This window comes from Gloeomargarita sp. SKYB120 (assembly GCA_025062155.1).
Lineage (GTDB): Bacteria > Cyanobacteriota > Cyanobacteriia > Gloeomargaritales > Gloeomargaritaceae > Gloeomargarita.
The window spans coordinates 151,676-170,169 of the sequence record JANXAM010000001.1 but is presented as its reverse complement, the minus strand read 5'-3'; the positions used below and the strand labels follow the sequence as shown (position 1 = coordinate 170,169).

General features: G+C 60.4%; 18 protein-coding genes. 6 read left to right on the top strand and 12 right to left on the bottom strand.

What is annotated here, in order from left to right; all coding sequences use genetic code 11:
* Positions 1-23: 23 nt before the first annotated feature.
* Positions 24-1,118: a type IV pilus twitching motility protein PilT gene (locus NZ705_00905; GenBank protein MCS7291520.1), complete on the bottom strand. Its 1,095-nt coding sequence runs from the start codon at positions 1,116-1,118 to the stop codon at positions 24-26.
* 25 nt (positions 1,119-1,143) lie between these two features.
* Positions 1,144-3,147 carry a GspE/PulE family protein gene (locus NZ705_00900; protein MCS7291519.1) on the bottom strand — a complete coding sequence of 668 codons (2,004 nt, stop codon included), beginning with the start codon at positions 3,145-3,147 and terminating at the stop codon, positions 1,144-1,146.
* A gap of 231 nt (positions 3,148-3,378) precedes the next feature.
* Here NZ705_00900 and grpE point away from each other — a divergent pair, with 231 nt between their 5' ends.
* The gene (grpE, locus tag NZ705_00895; GenBank protein ID MCS7291518.1) at positions 3,379-4,140 is read left to right on the top strand and encodes a nucleotide exchange factor GrpE; all 762 of its coding nucleotides are present in this window, start codon (positions 3,379-3,381) and stop codon (positions 4,138-4,140) included.
* Positions 4,141-4,280: 140 nt separating this feature from the next.
* On the top strand, positions 4,281-6,137 hold the full coding sequence (gene dnaK, locus NZ705_00890; GenBank protein ID MCS7291517.1) for a molecular chaperone DnaK: 1,857 nt from the start codon (positions 4,281-4,283) through the stop codon (positions 6,135-6,137).
* 1 nt (position 6,138) lies between these two features.
* On the opposite strand, the gene cysT is transcribed toward dnaK, so the two are convergent.
* Positions 6,139-6,960 carry a sulfate ABC transporter permease subunit CysT gene (gene cysT / locus NZ705_00885; protein ID MCS7291516.1) on the bottom strand — a complete coding sequence of 274 codons (822 nt, stop codon included), beginning with the start codon at positions 6,958-6,960 and terminating at the stop codon, positions 6,139-6,141.
* Entirely contained in the window at positions 6,957-7,991 is a 1,035-nt protein-coding gene (locus NZ705_00880; GenBank protein MCS7291515.1) for a sulfate ABC transporter substrate-binding protein, read from the bottom strand. Before NZ705_00880 ends, cysT begins: the two co-directional genes overlap by 4 nt.
* Positions 7,992-8,058: 67 nt before the next feature.
* On the opposite strand from NZ705_00880, the gene NZ705_00875 reads away from it, so the two are divergent.
* On the top strand, positions 8,059-8,367 hold the full coding sequence (locus NZ705_00875; GenBank protein ID MCS7291514.1) for a hypothetical protein: 309 nt from the start codon (positions 8,059-8,061) through the stop codon (positions 8,365-8,367).
* On the opposite strand, the gene sfsA is transcribed toward NZ705_00875, so the two are convergent.
* Genes sfsA through radC form a run of 4 tightly spaced genes read right to left on the bottom strand, consistent with a single transcriptional unit; the run spans position 8,323 to position 11,370 of the window.
* Positions 8,323-9,087: a DNA/RNA nuclease SfsA gene (gene sfsA / locus NZ705_00870; GenBank protein ID MCS7291513.1), complete on the bottom strand. Its 765-nt coding sequence runs from the start codon at positions 9,085-9,087 to the stop codon at positions 8,323-8,325. The genes NZ705_00875 and sfsA overlap by 45 nt on opposite strands.
* Complete coding sequence (gene hisH, locus NZ705_00865) at positions 9,063-9,677, bottom strand: imidazole glycerol phosphate synthase subunit HisH (protein MCS7291512.1); 615 nt, start codon at positions 9,675-9,677, stop codon at positions 9,063-9,065. The genes sfsA and hisH overlap by 25 nt, the downstream gene beginning before the upstream one ends.
* Positions 9,658-10,626: a hypothetical protein gene (locus tag NZ705_00860; GenBank protein ID MCS7291511.1), complete on the bottom strand. Its 969-nt coding sequence runs from the start codon at positions 10,624-10,626 to the stop codon at positions 9,658-9,660. The genes hisH and NZ705_00860 overlap by 20 nt, the downstream gene beginning before the upstream one ends.
* A 12-nt stretch (positions 10,627-10,638) precedes the next feature.
* Positions 10,639-11,370: a DNA repair protein RadC gene (radC, locus tag NZ705_00855; GenBank protein MCS7291510.1), complete on the bottom strand. Its 732-nt coding sequence runs from the start codon at positions 11,368-11,370 to the stop codon at positions 10,639-10,641.
* Positions 11,371-11,411: 41 nt separating this feature from the next.
* On the opposite strand from radC, the gene NZ705_00850 reads away from it, so the two are divergent.
* Positions 11,412-12,209 carry a hypothetical protein gene (locus NZ705_00850; protein ID MCS7291509.1) on the top strand — a complete coding sequence of 266 codons (798 nt, stop codon included), beginning with the start codon at positions 11,412-11,414 and terminating at the stop codon, positions 12,207-12,209.
* Positions 12,210-12,662: 453 nt separating this feature from the next.
* Here NZ705_00850 and NZ705_00845 read toward each other — a convergent pair whose 3' ends face one another.
* Positions 12,663-13,772 (bottom strand): WD40 repeat domain-containing protein, encoded by a 1,110-nt coding sequence (locus NZ705_00845; GenBank protein MCS7291508.1) that lies wholly within the window; start codon positions 13,770-13,772, stop codon positions 12,663-12,665.
* A gap of 119 nt (positions 13,773-13,891) precedes the next feature.
* Here NZ705_00845 and ffh point away from each other — a divergent pair, with 119 nt between their 5' ends.
* Positions 13,892-15,277 carry a signal recognition particle protein gene (ffh, locus tag NZ705_00840; GenBank protein MCS7291507.1) on the top strand — a complete coding sequence of 462 codons (1,386 nt, stop codon included), beginning with the start codon at positions 13,892-13,894 and terminating at the stop codon, positions 15,275-15,277.
* Positions 15,278-15,304: 27 nt separating this feature from the next.
* The gene (locus tag NZ705_00835) at positions 15,305-15,499 is read left to right on the top strand and encodes a DUF751 family protein (protein ID MCS7291506.1); all 195 of its coding nucleotides are present in this window, start codon (positions 15,305-15,307) and stop codon (positions 15,497-15,499) included.
* Between the two features lie 148 nt (positions 15,500-15,647).
* On the opposite strand, the gene NZ705_00830 is transcribed toward NZ705_00835, so the two are convergent.
* From NZ705_00830 to NZ705_00820, 3 genes are read right to left on the bottom strand one after another with little or no spacing between them, the layout of a single operon-like run.
* Positions 15,648-16,997: a 1-acyl-sn-glycerol-3-phosphate acyltransferase gene (locus tag NZ705_00830; protein ID MCS7291505.1), complete on the bottom strand. Its 1,350-nt coding sequence runs from the start codon at positions 16,995-16,997 to the stop codon at positions 15,648-15,650.
* Entirely contained in the window at positions 16,998-17,987 is a 990-nt protein-coding gene (locus NZ705_00825; protein ID MCS7291504.1) for a photosynthesis system II assembly factor Ycf48, read from the bottom strand.
* On the bottom strand, positions 17,984-18,310 hold the full coding sequence (locus NZ705_00820) for a rubredoxin (GenBank protein MCS7291503.1): 327 nt from the start codon (positions 18,308-18,310) through the stop codon (positions 17,984-17,986). The genes NZ705_00825 and NZ705_00820 overlap by 4 nt, the downstream gene beginning before the upstream one ends.
* Positions 18,311-18,494: the final 184 nt, after the last annotated feature.

Below are 18,494 nucleotides of genomic sequence, written 5' to 3'. Positions count from 1 at the left end.
GGATGAACCACGACAGGGAGGAGCTAGGCGCGTGTCGCAGCGGCTGGTGTCGCACCCCCACTAATTAACCGCTGCAATTCCTCAGGCTTGGATGTTTTGGCCATCACATCCTCATAGGTACATTCGCCGCGCTTGTACAGGTCTGCCAGCACCTTCTCCAGAGTCTGCATCCCGTATTTGCCCCCCGTTTGGATGGCGGAATAAATCTGGGGCGTTTTCCCCTCGCGGATCAAGTTGGCAATCGCTGGCGTCACCACCATAATTTCCTGGGCCATCACCCGCCCGAATTGCCCGGGCTTGGGGTTCTTACGCGGCACCAGGGTTTGACTAAAGACCGCCACCAAAGACGTGGACAACTGCACGCGGATCTGCTGTTGCTGCTCCGGCGGGAACACATCCACAATCCGGTCCACGGTCTGGGCCGCCGAACTGGTGTGCAGCGTGCCGAAGACCAAGTGACCCGTTTCCGCCGCTGTAACCGCCAACTGGATAGTCTCCAAATCCCGCATCTCCCCCACCAGGATCACGTCCGGGTCCTCCCGCAGCGCCGCCCGCAAGGCATTGGCAAAACTGCGGGTGTCCTCATGGACTTGCCGCTGGTGAATGATGCTCTTTTTGGACTCGTACACAAACTCAATCGGGTCCTCAATCGTGATGATATGCTCAGCCCGCGTGTTGTTGATGTTTTCAATCATGGCCGCCAGGGTCGTGGATTTCCCTGAACCCGTTGGCCCCGTCACTAGCACCAACCCGCGGGGTTTTTCGGACATCTCCCGCACCACCGGCGGCAACCCCAGGGACTCAAAGCTAGGCACTTTGGAAGGCAACGCCCGCAAGCAGGCGGCTACCGTCCCCCGGTCCTTGTAGACGTTCACCCGGAACCGAGCCAGCCCCTTGATCCCGTAGGAGCAGTCCAGTTCCCAATTCTGCTCAAAAATCTTGCGCTGGTTGTTGTTCAAGATGCTGAAAATCAGCCGCTGGCATTGCTCTGCCGTCAGGGGCGGGTGTTCTGTAGGAGTTAGCTTCCCACTGATGCGAATGTAGGGCGGCAACCCAGCGGATAGGTGTAAATCCGACCCCCCGCGCTGGATCACCTCCTCCATCAAATCCTCCATCATCAGTTCCATAGCTGTCCTCCCATGCTCAATCTGTAAACCGTGGCGTCAAACAGTAGGGACATTCCATCCACTCCGGCTTGAGGGTGGCTTGGCAATTCCGGCAGACCAACCCCTGTTTGCGCTTGGCCTTGAGTTCTGCCTCCAGGCCGCTGTCGGTGAAGGTCACCCGCTCCACCTCCTCCAGCGTCGTCAACCCCTGGCGCACCAGTTCCAAGCTGTAGGCGAGCAGGGTTTTCATGCCCTCCTCCACCGCCACTTCTTTGATCACTTCCGTAGGGGCGTTTTCCGTAATCAACCGCTGGATGCGCTCCGTCACCCGCATCACCTCGTATACCCCCACCCGGCCTTTGTAACCGGCTCCGTTGCACTTGCTGCAGATCGGTTGACCCTGCGCCTTGGCCTGGCGGATTTGCTCGGGGGTGAGGGCATTGGCCCGGTAGAAGGTCAATCCTTGCCCCGACCCGCTCAAGCCAAACCGAGCCAGTTCCTCCGCCGTAGGGCTGTAGGGAATCCGGCATTCGGTACACACCCGCCGCATCAACCGCTGGGCCAGCACCCCAATTAGCGACGCTGACACCATGTGGGACTCAATACCCATTTCCGCCAGCCGCGCAATGGCGCTGGGGGCATCGTTGGTGTGCAGCGTGGTCAACACCAGGTGACCCGTCAAGGCCGCTTCAGTGGCGGTTTTGGCCGTCTCCTTGTCCCGCGTTTCCCCCACCAGAATCACATCCGGGTCCTGCCGTAAAAACGCCCGCAGGATTGTGGCAAAGTCCACCCCCTTTTCCCGCAGCACCTGCACCTGGGTCAGGCCTGGCAGCGTGTATTCAATTGGGTCCTCCGCCGTGTTGATGTTAATGCCGGGGTCGTTGCGCTCCGCCAAGCAGGAATACAGGGTTGTCGTTTTCCCCGAACCCGTCGGCCCGGTCACCAGGATTAACCCGAAGGGTCGTTTGATCATCTCGCGAACAATCTGGAGCGTCTCCGGGTCGGTAATGAGCTTGTCTAATCCCAACTGGGTCGCGGAATTGTCCAGAATCCGCATACAGATTTTTTCCCCGTAGCGGGTGGGCACCGTACTGACCCGGAAATCAATCTTGCGGCCCTGGAAGAGCCGCCGGATCCGCCCGTCCTGGGGCACCCGCCGCTCGGCAATGTCCAGGTTGGCCATGAGCTTGAACCGAGAGGTCAACGCTGGAATGACCTGTTTCGGCAGATTGTCCCACCCGGGTTGCAACACCCCATCCTTGCGAAAGCGGATGCGCAGGAACTCCTCCTGAGGTTCAACGTGGATGTCTGACGCCCGCTCGGTCAGGGCTTTGGCCAGGATGTTGTTGGCCAGGGCGACAATGGGCGCCTCCTGAGAACCCGACAGCGCTTGGGCCAAATCAATTTCAGCTTCTTCGTCCTGGACCTGTTGAAGTTCTTCATACTGGGACAGGTCAATATCGGTCTCGATCTGAATCGCTGCCCCAGTGGCCTGGGCGGCCTGCATCTCGTTGACATACAGGTTGATCAGATGCAAAAAGTCTTCGCGGGTGATCACCCGCCGGCGCAGGCGCAAGCCCTTGGAGCGGGTCAGCCGGTTCAATTCATCCAGCGCCTGTAGGTTATCCGGGTTGACCATTGCCACTATCAGGCTAGGGGCTTCCCCCTCTTGGCGGGCCACCGGCAAAAACTCGTAACGGCGACAGGTCTCCAATGGAATCAGGACATCTACCAGTTCTTTGATCTGGGACAGGGAAATGGGGTTCAGCTCCGGGTCCAGGGATTCGACCCCATACAGGACTTTCAACTCAAATAGCTGTTGCCGCTTGTACTGGCGCACCAGTTCGGCGGGCAAGGCCCTGCCGGTCATCCGTTCCAGGACTTCCGGTAGGGGGCGGCCCTCTTCACGACTCTGCTGCAACGCTTTGATGACTTGCTCTCGCTCGGCAACACCAGCCTTGACAAGGTCTTTCACAATCGGGCTAGTACCGGCTTGACGGGTAACGAGCGCCCGACGGGCGGAAATCGGGGAGTTCACCATGACAGAACCAGCAACGGGGACGCCTGTACAAACTAAGGATAATCCTAGCTTACACGCTCCGGCGAGTTTCCCCAAGGGCTTCCCAGCAGTTTTTTGCACCTGTTAAAAAGCGGCGGGAGGCTGGGTAAAATAAACAGGTAACAGGCGATAGGGGGGCTAACCGAACGTAGTAGCTTGCTTGAATGGGTGAGCTGAATGTTAACGTAGGATTACGAACTAGTTGATCGATGTATGGTGAGTACGCCTTCCCATCCTGAGAACGACCATCCAGAACAAGTGCCGGCGGAAGCAGTGGGAACGACTGAGTCAGAAAAGCCGCCGGCTGTAGAAACGGTGGAGACGGAGACACCGGAACCCCCAATGACGTTTGGCGACCTCCAGCTTGCGGAGGAGGCTACGCCGGAAGCGATGGTAGCGTTGCGGGAGGAGTTACTCCAGGAACGGGAGCGGTATGCAACTCTGAAGCAGGCGCATCAGGAACTAGAACAGCAACTGCAAACGCTGCAGCAACAACTGGAGGAAAAACACAACCAGATGCTGCGGCTGGCGGCGGATTTCGACAACTACCGGCGGCGGATGCAGCGGGAAATGGAGGAGGCGGCCTTCAGGGCCAAGGCCAAGGTTTTAATGGAACTGCTGGCGGTAGTAGACAACTTTGAACGCGCCCGTGCCCACCTCCAGCCGGAGACTGAGGAGGGAATGACCATCCACAAAAGCTACCAGGGGGTTTACAAGCAGATGGTGGAGGAGTTGAAAAAAATGGGGGTGGCGCCGATTCCCAGCAAGGGTCAACCCTTTGACCCCACACGTCACGAGGCCATCCTTCAGGAAGCGAGTGATGAGTACCCGGAAGGGACGGTCATCGAAGAGCTGCGGCGCGGCTATTTCCTAAAGGTGGGAGACCAGGAGCGGGTCCTGCGCCATGCGCTGGTGAAGGTGTCTACCGGCAGCCAAAACCCGCCGAGCGAATCTCCACCAGCGGAAAACAGCTAGCTGTCTGGTCGCAGGCGCGTTAAGATGAGGAGTAATTTCCACTCGCTAGTTTGGGCGATGGTGATCGCTGTCGCTCGCTTTTGGGGAACACTGAAGAGTAGCTCCACGGATGTGTCGGCAGCTCAGTCGGGTTAGCGCCTATGGCCAAGATTGTGGGTATTGACCTAGGGACGACGAACAGTTGTGTGGCGGTGCTCGAGGGAGGTCAGGCAACGGTTATTCCCAATGCCGAAGGAGGGCGAACCACACCCAGCGTCGTGGGATTTGGCAAGTCAGGCGAGCGACTGGTCGGCCAACCAGCGAAACGGCGGGCGGTGACGGATGCCGAAAACACCATCTACAGCATCAAGCGGTTTATCGGGCGGCGGTGGCAGGAAACCGAAGAAGAGCGCCGGCGAGTGCCCTACAAGTGCGTGCCGGGCAAAGATAACACCGTCAACGTAGAGGTGCGCAACCAGGTCTATACCCCCCAAGAGATTTCGGCGATGATCCTGCAGAAATTGAAGCAGGACGCGGAAAGCTTTTTGGGCGAGCCGGTGACCCAAGCAGTGATTACGGTGCCGGCCTACTTCAGCGATGCCCAGCGCCAGGCCACCAAGGATGCAGGGACGATTGCCGGGCTGGAGGTGTTGCGGATTATCAACGAACCCACGGCGGCAGCCCTGGCTTTTGGCGTGGACAAGCAGGACCAGGACCAGACGGTCTTGGTGTTTGACCTAGGTGGGGGGACATTTGACGTGTCCATCCTGCGCCTGGGGGACGGGATTTTTGAAGTAATTGCCACGGCTGGCAACAACCACCTGGGGGGCGATGACTTCGACGCCTGTTTGGTGGAGTGGATTTTGCGGGAGTTCCAGGAGCAGGAGGGCATTGACCTGCGAGAGGATAGAATGGCCCTGCAACGGGTGCGGGAGGCCGCCGAGAAGGCCAAGATTGAACTCTCCAGCGCCCTGAGCACCACGATCAACCTACCCTTTATCGCCTCCGATGCCACAGGCGCCAAGCACATTGATGTGGAACTGACCCGCGCCAAGTTTGAGGAGCTGACTCGCCATCTTGTGCAGGCAACGTTGGACCCGGTGGGCCAGGCGTTGCGGGATGCGGGGCTGAAACCGCGCGACATTGACCGGATTTTGCTGGTGGGCGGGTCTACCCGAATGCCAGCGGTGCAGCGGGCAATTCAGGAATACTTTGACGGTAAAGCCCCCGAAAAATCGGTGAATCCGGACGAGGCGGTGGCGATTGGCGCGGCGATCCAGGCGGGTATCCTGGGCAAGGAAACGATGGTAAAGGACTTGTTGCTGCTGGATGTGACGCCCTTGTCGTTGGGGATTGAGACGCTAGGCGGCGTTTTTACCAAAATCATTGAGCGCAACACTAGGATTCCCACCAGCCGTTCCCAGATTTTCTCGACGGCCACGGACAACCAAACGGTGGTTGAGGTACATATTCTCCAAGGCGAGCGGCCCATGGCGGCGGACAACCGCAGTTTGGGGCGGATGGAGCTGACGGGCATTCCACCGGCGCCGCGGGGGGTTCCCCAGATCGAGGTGACCTTTGAGATTGACGCCAACGGCATTTTGCAGGTCACGGCGGTGGACAAGGGGACGGGTCGCAGCCAATCGGTGCGCTTGACCAACACCGGCGGTCTCAGCCCCGAGGAAATCAAGCGCATGACGCTGGAGGCGACCTTCAGTGCCGAAGCGGACGCCCGGCGCAAAGCCTTTGTGGAGCTGAAAAACCAGGCGGATGTCCTGCTGTCGTTGTACGAGAACACGCTGCGAGAACACGGGCCCTACATCAACGAGGCGGTCAAGTCCGAGGCGGCGGCGCGGGTGGGACGGATCAAGCGCATGATGGCGGACTCGATGACGGCACTGGAAGACTTCCGGCGAGAGCTGGACCAGTTGAACGTCAATCTCAGCCAGATGGGCGCAGCCGCCTACCAGCGCACAGTAGCCGCCGGCGGCAGCAGTGACTTTGAGCAATTGGAGTAGGTTACATCCGCGGCAGCACACGCCCCTGCACCCAGCGGGTGAGACCAAACAAGGCCAAGGACGCTACCAACAACACCAGGGCTACGGCAGTGGCGGCGGGATAATTAAACGCCTCTAACTGTTGGTAGATATAGACGGTGGCTGTCAAGGTCTGGTAGGGGATGTTGCCGGAGATGAGCACCACTACCCCAAACTCGCCGATGCCCCGGGCCAAAGCTAAGGTAAAGCCCGTAAATAAAGCCGGCGTTAAGGCGGGCAAGAGAATTTGCCGGAAACAACGCCAGGGAGACGCCCCCAAGGTATAGGCCGCCTCCTCCACCTCCGGCTCCAACTCCCACAACACTGGCTGTACCGTGCGCACCACAAACGGCAGGGTGACAAACAACTGGGCCAACACCACAGCCTGCACGGACGCCGTGAAATTCAACGGGAGCAGGCGCCCCAAAAAGGTTCCTTCGTCCCAGAACTGACCGACCAATCCACCTTGCCCATACAGGGTCGCCAGGGTAATGGCCGCCACCACCGACGGCATGGCAAAGGGCAAATCCACGAGCGCATCCAACAGCCGCCGTCCCGGAAATTCGTAGCGCACCAGCACCCAGGCCGTAACCAAGCCCAGCACCGTGTTCACAGTAGCCGCCAGCAACGCGGTGGTCAGGGTCAGCCGGTAAGCCGCCAGCGCTACGGGCGCCGTTAGCCAGCGCCACCATTCCGCCCCGGTGGACTGGACACTGCTGGTCACCAGTGCCGCCAGAGGCAGCAGCAACAAAAACCCCAGGTAACTGTACAGGAATAGGGGGAGCCCCAGGGCGTAGGGCTTCATGGACTGAGCCGGGCTGCCGCCCGCAGCGCCTGGTCAAACAAGGCCCCATCGGCAAACAGCAGAGCATTTACCTTCCCCCAGCCGCCGAAGTCGCCAATTTTGTAGATGCGTTTGACGTTTTGGAACCGCTGGGCAAAGCGCTGCCGCACCAGAGGGTCCACAGGCCGATACCCGGTCTCGGCGTAAATTTCTTGACCTCGCCGGCTGAACAAGAAGCGTGTGAAGGCTTCTGCAACTGCGCGAGTGCCGCGCCGGTCCACCACTCGGTCGATCACCGTCACGGGAAAATCCACTTGCAGGTTGGGGGAAGGCGCTATATAGGGAAAATCGCTCGGGATGGCCTCGTTCAAAAACAGCACCTCGTTTTCAAAATTAATCATCACATCGCCAAGGCGGTTTTTGACAAATTTATCGGTGGCATCGCGCCCGGAGTTGGCCAGGACCTTGGTGTTTGCCATCAACCGGTTGAGGTACTCCCGAGCCTTGGCTTCGCCCAGGCTTTTTTGCACAGCGCCGAACGCGGCCAGGATGCCCCAGCGCGCATTGCCCGACGTCTTGGGGTTGATCAACAAAACCTCGACATCGGGGCGGGCCAGGTCGCTCCAGGTGCGGATGTTTTTGGGATTGCCGGGGCGGGTCACCAGCACCATCACGCTCGTCGCCGGCACCGCTTGGTTCGGGAGCCGCTTTTGCCAGTCGGGTCGCACCAGCCCCCGTTCCACTAGCGGGTCAATGTTGCTCTGGAGGTTCTGGGCCAGGATGTCGGCCTGTAGCCCCCCGAGAATCGCGCGGGTTTGCGCTCCCGACGGCCCGTAGGACTCCTTGAAGGTCACCCGCTGGCCCGTGCGGGCTTGCCATTCCCGCTGGAACTCGGGAATCAGCTTGGCAAACACGGGCTTGGCCACCGCGTAGGCCACCAGGGTCAACTCGGTCTCCCGCTGCGCCCGCGCTAACCAAGCCGGCAGCGTTCCCAGCACTACACCCGTGACGCCCGCCGCCACGACCAAGACCAGCCGTCTGGCGTTGCTCATAACCCTCAAAAACCGATAGGAATACTGGTGATCCTATCATAGGACCGCTACCAGGAATAATGGGGCTATGGTGTGGCTGGTCATTGGGATCAACCTAGGAATTTGCTGGGGGTGCTGGCGGCTGGTGTCGTTCCTGGTGGGACTACGGCGGACGCTGGTGGGAGTCACGCGGGCCATTGACGGGGCGGAACGCGCCACTCACCACTTTCTGGTGGGAGCGCCCCAGGCGATTCAGCGAGGGCAAACGGGGACGCGCGCCCTACGGCAACGGTTACCCCTGCTGGTGGGTTACCTGCGTCAGGTCCAGCGGCTGCTCACCCTGCTGGTATGGCTACGGCGGTTGTTGCGGCGCTGGGCCGTCCCAAACCAACGGTAGTTGCCGCCGGTAGGCAATCCCGCTAGGGTTCACCTCGAATTGACAGGGGAACACCTCGACGCCCTGTTGCACCGCCTGGCGCAGGAGTTGGCCGTAGGTGGGGTCCGCAGCGTCCCCGGGGGCAAAGTGGGTGCAGTCGTGGCGACCGATGAAATAAATCAGCACCGCTCGCGCTTGGGGTACCAACCCCATGAGTTCCCGCAGATGTTTTTGCCCCCGCGTCGTCACTGTATCGGGAAAACGGGCCACGCGGTCCTGCACCCAGGTGGTGTTTTTCACTTCGATGTAGATGGGGCGCTCACCGCCCGTCAGGCAGAAATCCGCGCGGCTGCCCTCCCGACCGTAGGGGACTTCTCGGTGAATCTGGCGGTAATCCTGAAGGGCTGGCAGGCCCCGTTGTTCGAGCCACCGTCGCACGACGGCATTGGGGCGGGCCGTGTTGATGTTGACCCAGGTGGGTTCGGTGTCCTCGACGTGGATGAGTTCCCAGGTGTAGGGCAACCGGCGACGGGGGCTGGGCTGGTAGGACACGCACACCGGTCGTCCAGGGACGCTCACCCCCGTCATTGGGCCCGTGTTGGGACAATGGGCGACAATCACTTCCCCCGTGTCCAGGCGAATCTCTGCGAAAAAGCGTTGATAGCGTCTTTGCAGACGGCCGGTGAGCAGGGGCGGGTACGTGTAAAGCAGAGCGTTCACGCTGTGCAGTAGGTCAGCCAATTGCGGAGCACCTGGAGACCCACCCTCCCTGATTTTTCCGGATGAAATTGGGTCGCCCAGCAGTTTCCTTGACCCACCGCCGCCGTGATTGTTTCGCCGCCGTACTCAACCGTCGCCGCCACCAGCTTGGGGTCTGCCGGTACCGCGTGGTACGAATGCACAAAGTACACCCAGGTCGGCGTCGGCAGCTCCCGCCACAAGGGACAATCGGGTTGGGTGAACTGCAGCTGATTCCAGCCCATGTGGGGCACGGGATACCCCGGCGCGGGTCGCAAGGCCTGTACCTGGCCCGGAAGCACATCCAAACCAGTTTCTTGCCCCTCAGCGCTGGCGGCAAATAACAACTGAAGCCCTAAACAAATCCCCAAAAAGGGTTTATTTTGACGAATCCAGCGCTGCAAAGGCGCGATTAATCCCCGTTGCCGCAGGTGATGCACCGCCGGATCAAACGCGCCGACGCCGGGGAGGATGACCGCATCGTACGCCTCGCTAATCTGGTCGGTGAGTTCGCCTGGGCAACCCAAGTAGGCCAGCGCCTTGCAGACCGAGTGGAGATTCCCCATTTGGTAATCAATCACGCCTAGACGCATGGGATTGGGTCTCCTTCCAGGTGAGCCAGCGCCGCAGATGCGTTTTGAACGCCCGCCATCGCCCAGGCCAGGTGTCCCGGTTGCGCAGTTCCCGCCCCCCAAACACCCAATCAAACACCCAGCGGTCGGCGTCCCGATGGCGGGTCAGAAAGGGAGGGTGGGTGATCTCCGGCAGGGCTTGGGTGGGCATCCGGGCCAACCGATGGTGCGGGTTATGGGTGTGGGTGGCCTTGACGCCAAACCCCAGGTTGGACACCAAATTCACCCGCGGCGTCGCCGCTAAACCATTCTGGCAAAAACAGGCCAGCAGAAAAGGGTAATCCCAGGTGTCAATTTCCCCCCGATACATCCGTTCAAAGGTGCGCCACCAGTAGCGATATTCGTACTCGTCCTCGCTGACCCATCGCAAATAGCCCCCATCCCGAAACGCCGGCCACTGTTTCATCTCTACATCGTAATAACGCCACGCCCGTGCCCAGGTCGCCCAGCCCCAGCAGTGAAAGTACTTGGAGAAGTAATAGCTGTAGGGGGTGACCGACCGCCCCTGTTGATAGTTAGTGCCGTTGATGGCCATCACCCGCTCGTCGTCCTGATAGCGCGCCAGCAACGCCTCGCAGAAACGAAAGAAGGACACCTCAGGCCAACAATCGTCCTCCAAGATGATGGCGCGGTCAGTCTGGGCAAAAACCCAGTTCAGGCCGCTGGCAACGCGCCGGCGACAACCCAGATTCACCTCGGCGTAATCCCGCTCCACTTGCGCATCCCAATCTATCTGTGCTTCCACAATGGCGCGCGTGGCTTGGCAGACGGCTGCTTCGGCGTCGTCCCGTGGCCCATCGGCAACCACAAATAGGCGTTTGGGTTGCACCTGACGAATCACCTGAAACACTTGTTGGGTCAAGTCGGGGCGGTTGAAGATCAAAAACACCACAGGTGTCTGCAGGCTCATCCCCGTTTCCCCCTAGAATGTCACGCCCGCTTCTTCCCACAAACGGGTCGTTGCGCGCAGGCTACAGTGTTGACCTTGCCCCAAAATCAGGTGATCCAACAGCGGAATATCCAAAATCTTACTGCATTCGAGCAGTTGCCGCGTCAGTTGCAAGTCCGTCTCGCTGGGGGTCAGATTGCCCGAGGGGTGGTTGTGGCCGATGATCAGGCGGGTGGCCCCTAGACGGATCGCCTCGCGGAAAATTTCGCGGGGATGGGCCAGGGTTTCCGTCGCCGTCCCAATCGTCAACACGCGACTCCCCAGCAACCGGTGCTTGACATCCAGCAGCAACAGGGCAAACCGCTCGGTTTCCGCCCACATCAGCTCGGGCGCCAGGGCCGCTGCTGCCAGTTCTGGGCTGTCAATGGGGGTGCGCTCCAGCGGACGACTCAAAAACACTCGCTTGCCCAGTTCAACGGCGGCCAGGATGGTGGTGGCCTTGGCTGGACCAATGCCGGGAATGGCCATCAATTCAGCGGGTTTGATCTCGCGCAAGACCGCCAGGGGGTCCTGCTGATGCCGGCCCAACTCCTGCAATAGGTATTGTCCCAAGCCCACCGCCGACAGCTTGCCCGACCCCGTTCCCAGCAAAATCGCCAGCAATTCACTTGTGGCCAGCGCCGTCACCCCCTGTTGCAGCAACCGCTCGCGGGGGCGTTCGTGGGTGGGAAGGTCACACATCCGCAAGTGGTAGCGCTCGCTCATGGCTGGCCTATACTAGAAAAAGTGCCTGAATGAGAGAGTCTATGCCCCGCGCCAAGTTGACCCCTGCAGATCGCAGCCAAATTGCCCAGCGGTTTCGGGACACGGCGGCCACGGCCACCAGTCTGGCGGCGGAGTACGACGTCAGCATTAGTACCATTATCCGCATCTTAAAGGAGGAGCTGACGGAGGCAGTGTACGACGCGCTGGTGCCCCAGAAGCGGGCAGGACGCTGGCACGAATCACCGCCGCCCCCTACGGCGACTCCCAAAATTCTGGCCTACAAGCCGGTGACGGAACCCGTTGCGGAAACGCCCGAACCGGCGACGCCGCCTGAGCCGCCGGAACCACCCGTGTTGGTCCCTCCTCCAGAACCCAGCGCGCCGGCGTTGGATACCGAACCGACGGCGGTGTTACCCGAGTGGGACGCGGACGCCCAGGACGATTGGGACGAGGAGGAAGGCGACGCCCTGGAGGAGGAGGAAACCGCCGCGCCCGATTTCGATGCCGCCTCCGTAGGCCAGCAGATTTTGCCCCTGGAGCCATCGGTGCTTCCAGCAACTTGTTATCTGGTGGTGGACCGGGCGGCGGAACTGGTGGTGCGTCCCCTGAATGACTTTAGTCGCTGGGGCGGATTGCCAACCGTCAATGCCACCGCCCCGACATTACCGGTGTTCAACAACCACCGGGTAGCCAAGCGGTTTTCCGGACGCCACCACCGGGTGCTCAAGGTGCCCGACGGCCAGTTAATCTACAAAACTAGCCGTTATTTGTACGACAAAGGCATTACGCACTTGCTGGTGAATGGGCAGGTTTACACGGTGACGCCGAACCGTTCCTAAAACTATGGACATTTCTCCACAGGCTGCTGGGCAAACGGCTCTCCCAACAACTTCCTCCGCCGCCAACGGAGGCGGAGCGTGCCGGAGTCTCACCGGCAAGTCACTGTTGCACTCAGACCACGCGCTCGGGGTGGTAGGTGGCCGGCCATCCCTAACCGGCGGTAGCTAGAGACAGTCCCGACACAGTGACTGCAGTACAACTGCCGCTAGTACCTGGGTAAGAAGCAGCCACAATCTCCACACATGCTTCTCTCGATTCCTTACAGGTAGAAAGAAGGTGCCGTGGAGATTGCGCCAAGGAGCGCTTGGCAGGCTGGCTTCTCACCTGGGCACAATACCATCATGGCCAAAGCTGCTATTGTCTGCCCAGTGGCCTAGGACAGATGTTCATTTCTGGCTATAAGAGTGCATAAAGGGTTCAACAGTTGCCTACCCACGGGTAACGTCAGAAGCCTAGGGGTTAATAGCCCACAATTTCACGGTTCTATCCACACTGCCGCTTGCTAACCAACGGCCGTCAGGGCTGAAGCTGATGCCGTAAATCCAACCTGTATGACCGGCAAGCTGAGCAACTTCCCGGCTTTGAGTCAAGTCCCACAGGCGGATGATCTGGTCTCGGCCAGCACTAGCGACCCAGCGTTCATTACGGTGCATGGCAACAGTAAAGATTTCCCCCACATGACCAGTGAGGGTGCGAATGGCTTGGCGCGTGTTGAGGTTCCAGTACCGCAGGGTGGCGTCGCGGCTCACGCTGACAAAGGCCTGGCCATCGGGGGCAATGGCTAACCAGTTCACATCGCTGGTGTGTCCCGTGAAGGTGTGATGGAGTCGCCCGCCCCGCCACCACCGGATGGTTTGGTCCACGCTGGCGCTCAGGAGGTTTTGGCCGTCGGGGCTGTAGGCAACGTGCAGGACAATGTCGCGATGCCCCAGTAGCACGCCCAAGGAACGGCCATCTAGGCGCCACAGGCGCACGGTGCGGTCATAGCTGGCGCTGGCAAAGCGGTCGCCCTGGGGATGGACGGCAATGGCGGTGACCCAGTAACCGTGCCCCCGTAGGGTTTGACGTTCGCGGCCCGTCGCCAAATCCCAGATTTTGATCAACTTATCCTTGCCGCCGCTGATGGCCGTTTTTCCATCCGGCGTCACCGCCAGGCCCAGCACCTCCTCGGTGTGCCCCACCAGGGTACGCACCGCTCGTCCGCTGCGGACCTCCCACACCCGAATCGTCTTGTCTTCGCTGGCGCTGAGCAGGTACTGGCCGTCGGGGGTAAAGACCACCGTATTGATGTAGCCCGTGTGGCCGGTGAGGGTCGCGTGCAGCCGTCCAACAGGTTGGGAAGGTTGGGTCGTGGCAGTATCCACCGGCGCTCCCAGACGACGGGCGAACCAATAGCCCCCCACCCCCAGGACTGCCAAACCCGCCAGGAGACTAACCCACGGCCAGGGGGACGGGCGTTTTTTCAGGGGGAAATTGCAGATTTCACAGCGGCTGGTGCTGGTGGGATTGTGGTCGTACCCGCAGCGGGGGCACTTGACATAGGGGTTGCTCCCCAGCGTCATGGCGTCCTAACCTCCTTGGGTCACCGGCACACCTGTAGTGTAATCCACACGCCCCCTCCCGTCCGGCCATGTACAATAGCTATTCATGCGATGGAGACGGATGGCGCTCCCCTGGTTCTATGTTTGAAGCGCTTGCCGAGCAACTGGAGGCCGCCTGGAAAAAGCTGCGCGGCCAGGACAAACTCACGCCCAGCAACATCCAAGACGCCCTGAAGGTGGTGCGTCGCGCCCTCTTGGACGCTGATGTGAACGTCCAGGTGGTGCGGGAGTTCATCCAGGCGGTGGAACAGCGGGCCATTGGCAAAGAAGTGATTGCCGGTGTGCGCCCTGACCAGCAGTTCATCAAGGTGGTGTACGACGAGCTGGTGGCAGTCATGGGTGGCCAGCAGGCGCCGCTTCAGGAAGCGCCCACACCTCCGAGCATCCTGCTGATGGCCGGGCTACAGGGAAGCGGAAAAACCACCGCCGCGGCCAAGCTGGCTCTGCACCTTAAAAAGCAAGGGAAAAGGCCCCTGCTGGTGGCCACCGACATCTACCGCCCGGCGGCGATTGACCAGTTGCAAACCCTGGGGCGACAGATTGACGTGCCGGTGTTTGCCCTGGGCACGCAGGTCAGCCCGGTCACCATTGCCGAACAGGGGGTCGCCCACGCCCGTGCCGAAGGGTACGATTGGGTGATCGTGGACACGGCGGGCCGGTTGCAGATTGACCAGGCGATGATGGCGGAACTGGCCCAGATCAAGGCGGCGATTCAGCCCCAGGAGGTGCTGCTGGTAGTCGATGCCATGACCGGCCAGGAAGCCGCCAACTTGACGCGGGCGTTTCATGAACAGATCGGCATCACCGGCGCGATTTTGACCAAAGTGGATGGGGACAGCCGGGGTGGTGCCGCCCTTTCGGTGCGTTATGTCTCTGGGCAACCCATCAAATTCATTGGAACCGGCGAAAAGGTCGAGGCGCTGCAGCCGTTTTATCCCGAGCGCATGGCCTCGCGCATCCTGGGCATGGGCGACGTGCTGACCCTGGTGGAAAAAGCTCAGGAAGCGGTGGATTTGGCCGACGCCCAAAAAATGCAGGAGAAAATTCTCCAGGCCCAATTCGATTTCACGGATTTTGTCAAGCAATTGCGCCTGCTGAAAACAATGGGGTCCCTGGGGGGCTTTTTGAAACTGCTGCCTGGGATGAATCACCTCAAAGCCGAGCAGATTCAACAGGCGGAAAAACAACTCAAACGCGCCGAAGCGATGATCAACTCCATGACCCCCGAAGAGCGCCGCAACCCCGATTTGCTTGCTGCGAGTGCCTCACGGCGGCGGCGCATTGCCAAGGGGTCTGGCCACACCGAGGCCGAAGTTGCCAAGCTCGTCCAGGACTTTCAACAGATGCGCACCCTGATGCAGCGGTTGAGTACGGGCGCCTTACTGGGGGTGCCAACACTGGGCACGGGACGAGCCGCCCGCCGGAAACAGCAACCCAAAAAGCGCAAGGGGTTTGGTCAGTTGTAGAAGAGGCAAGCCAAGCGGGGAGGTGATATGGACGGTTTTTGGACCAATGTGGGGCGGTACATCCGTTACTTTGTCACGGTGATTTTGGGGGTGTGGTGGGCCGCCGCCCGCGCCCTGCAGCACCTAAGTCAACGGCCAGTGACGGCCATCGCTACCGCAGGTCTCATCGTCAGCGGCATTAGCCTGGTGTACTTCACATTGCTGGCGATGTTGGGCTATTGAAATGCGGCAAGGGCCGGTTGCCCGACCCTTGGTGCGCCCTGTGGAACGTTTGCTCCAGTCGCTATCTCCAGTGTCCTGCCCAACTGTCAGCCCGACAGTGACCCCCGCTGCCCGAGGGAGTGTCCCTGATCACAGGCGATAGACTGCTCTAACTAATGATCAGGCCCTGCAACCGTTCCGCTAGGCGGTCTGTGACCTCTTGAACCACTTGGCGAGCGGCTTTGCGGCTAGCGCTGTAAGTTTCCCAGTAGTCGTTCAGGCACAGGGGTTCCCCGACCCGGATGCTCAACCAGCGTTGCCCCAGACGCACAGGTTGATGACGGCCCCGTAGGTGGTTGACGGCTGACCACAGGATGAGCAGGGTTTCCGCAAAACGTTCCGCCGACGGTTTTTCCCGGATGTAATCGCCGGTGACGCTCGTAAGTTGCTCGACCAACTGCATGTGCCACAGCCGCAGTTCCACCTCTTGGGCAATCCGGTCCGCTAGCCACCGAGCCACGGGGGAGAGTTCAGCCAAGTCCTGCCGGTACATCCACTCCCACGCCACCGCCTCCAGGCGCCGGCACCGGTCAATGACAGTCCCTTTCCCCGTCACGCCGAAAAACGACTCCGTCACGCGCAACGCCACATCCCGCAGGTGGTCCAACCGCAGGCGCAAGCGGTCGTTCACCGTCAGGTCTTCCGCCAAGGCCGGCGGCGGATGGTGGTAGAACTGGGCGTAAAAGGTTTCCATCTGGGTGAGCAGGTAGTCGGCCAAGCGGAGCAAACGGGCGTATAGGGCCTCCGGGTCAGCTGAAGCGTGGGAACCCACTGGCAAATGACAGTACTCCTCCAGGCGGGTCAACAGGTCGTTGATGCGTTGCCAGGGCGGTCGGACAAAGCCGTATTGAATGCCAATCGGAATCACCACCACCGGTACGGTCTGCCCCTGTTTCGCCAGATCCTCCAAACACCAAAAACCGAGCTGCGCCAACCCCGGCTCCAGTGGTCCTAGACACTCGCTGCGGTTATTGATTCCGCCCTCCGGCGCCACCGTCAAGGGCATGTCTCCGCGTAGGAGCACTTCCCGAATCGTTTTAAGGGCTAGCCGGTCACTGCGCCCACGCTGGATAGGGATGCCCCCCAATCGCGCAAACAGCCAGCCCACCCACCGCCCCGCCCATAGGGGAATCCCCCGGTCATACACGAAATAGCTATGCAGCGGCAAACGCAACCGCACGCCTCTCTCTTGAGCTGCCTGGGGAACCGCCCGCTCCAGCAGGTAGAGCATGGCGTAGGGGTCATCAAGCGTGGGATGCCGAAACGCCAGTAGAACCCGTGCTTCTCTTCGCTGGAGCTGCACATACCAGGGCACAAGGATGTCTGCTCCTTCGACCCGCACCTGGGTGATCCCCAACCGAAAACGCAACCACAGCGGCAACAAGCACCGGATCAACCGATTCACCCTAGGGTCGTACCGGGGCGGAATAAACCGTAACCCCGGCTGCGCCCGTCGCATCTAGGCACCCCGGTAGCGCAGGAGCGTCCCCTGGTTCCCCAGGATAAACCCCTGCTCCGGCCCAAAAAAGACTACTCGGTAAAAATTCGCAGGAATGTTTGCCGTTTGCTTGTCCTGTTGCCAGGTCTGGCCGCCGTCGTAGCTGACAAACAAGGTGCCACTGCCGCCGACAACCCACACCTCCTTGTCGGTGCGGTAGCCCATATCCAGCAGGCCAATCCCCAGCAAGCCCACATTCCCCTCTGGTTGAATGCGTTGACTCCAGTGCCCCTCTTGCCCATCGGGATTAAACCGCAATTCCCCCGCCTGGCTAAGCATCCATAGGCCACCGTCCGGCGTAAAGCCCATACTCTGGATGCGGCGGGAACTCTCCCGGTTGTGCTGCACCCAGGCGGTCTGCCCCGGTTCCCAGGTGGAGTAGAAATTGCCTTTGGTGGACACAGCTACGTAGCGCCCCTGGGCATCCCGGTCCAGGTCCCGCGCTGCGCCTAACGCCCGCTCTACCTGGGCGCGCCAAGTCCGGCCTCCATCCTCGGTACGGTAGATAGCCCCCAGGTCAGTGGTCATTTCCGCCTGGCCAGGCCCCAGAGCTACGACAGCAATTGGCACCCCTGGCAAGCGCGGGTCCAACGGGAGGCGCATCCAGGTTTTGCCCCCATCGGTGGTATGGAGCAGCAGGGGCGGTTTACCAGTCACCCAACCTTCACCGCCCCGCATACTCACCGCCGTCAACCGGTATTTCCCTTCTCCCAGGTCTAATGCCCGCAACTCCCACGTTTTGCCCCCGTCGGTGGTCTCCAGCAACGTGGCATCCGTACCCACCAGCCAGCCGTGCTGAGGTTCTTCAGGGTCAAAGGCGATGTCCATCAAAGTCGCCTGGGTCGGCAAATTCACCAGCTCCCAGGGATGGGTCGTCAGAGCCGCCGGCCCCCGGCTACAGCCCAGCAACAGTACGCAGCACAGCAGCGCCAGCAGTCGTCCCCAGCTCATTTCAACCCGTAAAAACTCATCAAAAACAGGAAACTCAAAATCAGACCTCCAAAGATCAGAAAGCTTTTTTGCCCAGGTGTCAAGCTGTTGACCCCCAGTCCATAGCGGTAGTTCTCCGGAAAACCCACCACTTCTTTCCTGCCGATGTTGACAAAAGCGGCCTTTTTCACCCCACAGACCGGACAGCGCCAATCGGGCGGCAAGGCCTTAAAGGGGGTTCCCGGCGGAATGCCTTTATCCGGTTGTCCTTTTTCCGGTTCGTAGATGTACCCGCAGGCGCGACACTCGTATCGGTCGAGGTCTGTCGCTGTCGTTTCCGTCATGGTTAACTTATCCAACCCGTCATCATTATGCCACAGCTACCCCCGCCCGCTGGTGATGACGGGACTGCCCTACCGCTCAGTCACTTTATGTAACAAATGACTCGGCTTAAGCCCAGGTAGGCTGTCGCTGCATCTTTTGCCGTCCCCTATTGTTAAGAAGTGTAAAAAGCACTAATGTAGTTAT

What these genes read in the sequence shown, in the direction of transcription:
- NZ705_00860 (MCS7291511.1), bottom strand. Translation starts at nt 10,626, where the DNA reads ATGAGCCTGCAGACACCTGTGGTGTTTTTGATCTTCAACCGCCCCGAC.
- NZ705_00905 (MCS7291520.1), bottom strand. Translation starts at nt 1,118, where the DNA reads ATGATGGAGGATTTGATGGAGGAGGTGATCCAGCGCGGGGGGTCGGAT.
- NZ705_00875 (MCS7291514.1), top strand. Translation starts at nt 8,059, where the DNA reads ATGGTGTGGCTGGTCATTGGGATCAACCTAGGAATTTGCTGGGGGTGC.
- grpE (MCS7291518.1), top strand. Translation starts at nt 3,379, where the DNA reads ATGGTGAGTACGCCTTCCCATCCTGAGAACGACCATCCAGAACAAGTG.
- NZ705_00825 (MCS7291504.1), bottom strand. Translation starts at nt 17,987, where the DNA reads ATGAGCTGGGGACGACTGCTGGCGCTGCTGTGCTGCGTACTGTTGCTG.
- NZ705_00880 (MCS7291515.1), bottom strand. Translation starts at nt 7,991, where the DNA reads ATGAGCAACGCCAGACGGCTGGTCTTGGTCGTGGCGGCGGGCGTCACG.
- NZ705_00830 (MCS7291505.1), bottom strand. Translation starts at nt 16,997, where the DNA reads ATGCGACGGGCGCAGCCGGGGTTACGGTTTATTCCGCCCCGGTACGAC.
- cysT (MCS7291516.1), bottom strand. Translation starts at nt 6,960, where the DNA reads ATGAAGCCCTACGCCCTGGGGCTCCCCCTATTCCTGTACAGTTACCTG.
- dnaK (MCS7291517.1), top strand. Translation starts at nt 4,281, where the DNA reads ATGGCCAAGATTGTGGGTATTGACCTAGGGACGACGAACAGTTGTGTG.
- ffh (MCS7291507.1), top strand. Translation starts at nt 13,892, where the DNA reads ATGTTTGAAGCGCTTGCCGAGCAACTGGAGGCCGCCTGGAAAAAGCTG.
- NZ705_00835 (MCS7291506.1), top strand. Translation starts at nt 15,305, where the DNA reads ATGGACGGTTTTTGGACCAATGTGGGGCGGTACATCCGTTACTTTGTC.
- NZ705_00820 (MCS7291503.1), bottom strand. Translation starts at nt 18,310, where the DNA reads ATGACGGAAACGACAGCGACAGACCTCGACCGATACGAGTGTCGCGCC.
- radC (MCS7291510.1), bottom strand. Translation starts at nt 11,370, where the DNA reads ATGAGCGAGCGCTACCACTTGCGGATGTGTGACCTTCCCACCCACGAA.
- hisH (MCS7291512.1), bottom strand. Translation starts at nt 9,677, where the DNA reads ATGCGTCTAGGCGTGATTGATTACCAAATGGGGAATCTCCACTCGGTC.
- NZ705_00850 (MCS7291509.1), top strand. Translation starts at nt 11,412, where the DNA reads ATGCCCCGCGCCAAGTTGACCCCTGCAGATCGCAGCCAAATTGCCCAG.
- NZ705_00900 (MCS7291519.1), bottom strand. Translation starts at nt 3,147, where the DNA reads ATGGTGAACTCCCCGATTTCCGCCCGTCGGGCGCTCGTTACCCGTCAA.
- NZ705_00845 (MCS7291508.1), bottom strand. Translation starts at nt 13,772, where the DNA reads ATGACGCTGGGGAGCAACCCCTATGTCAAGTGCCCCCGCTGCGGGTAC.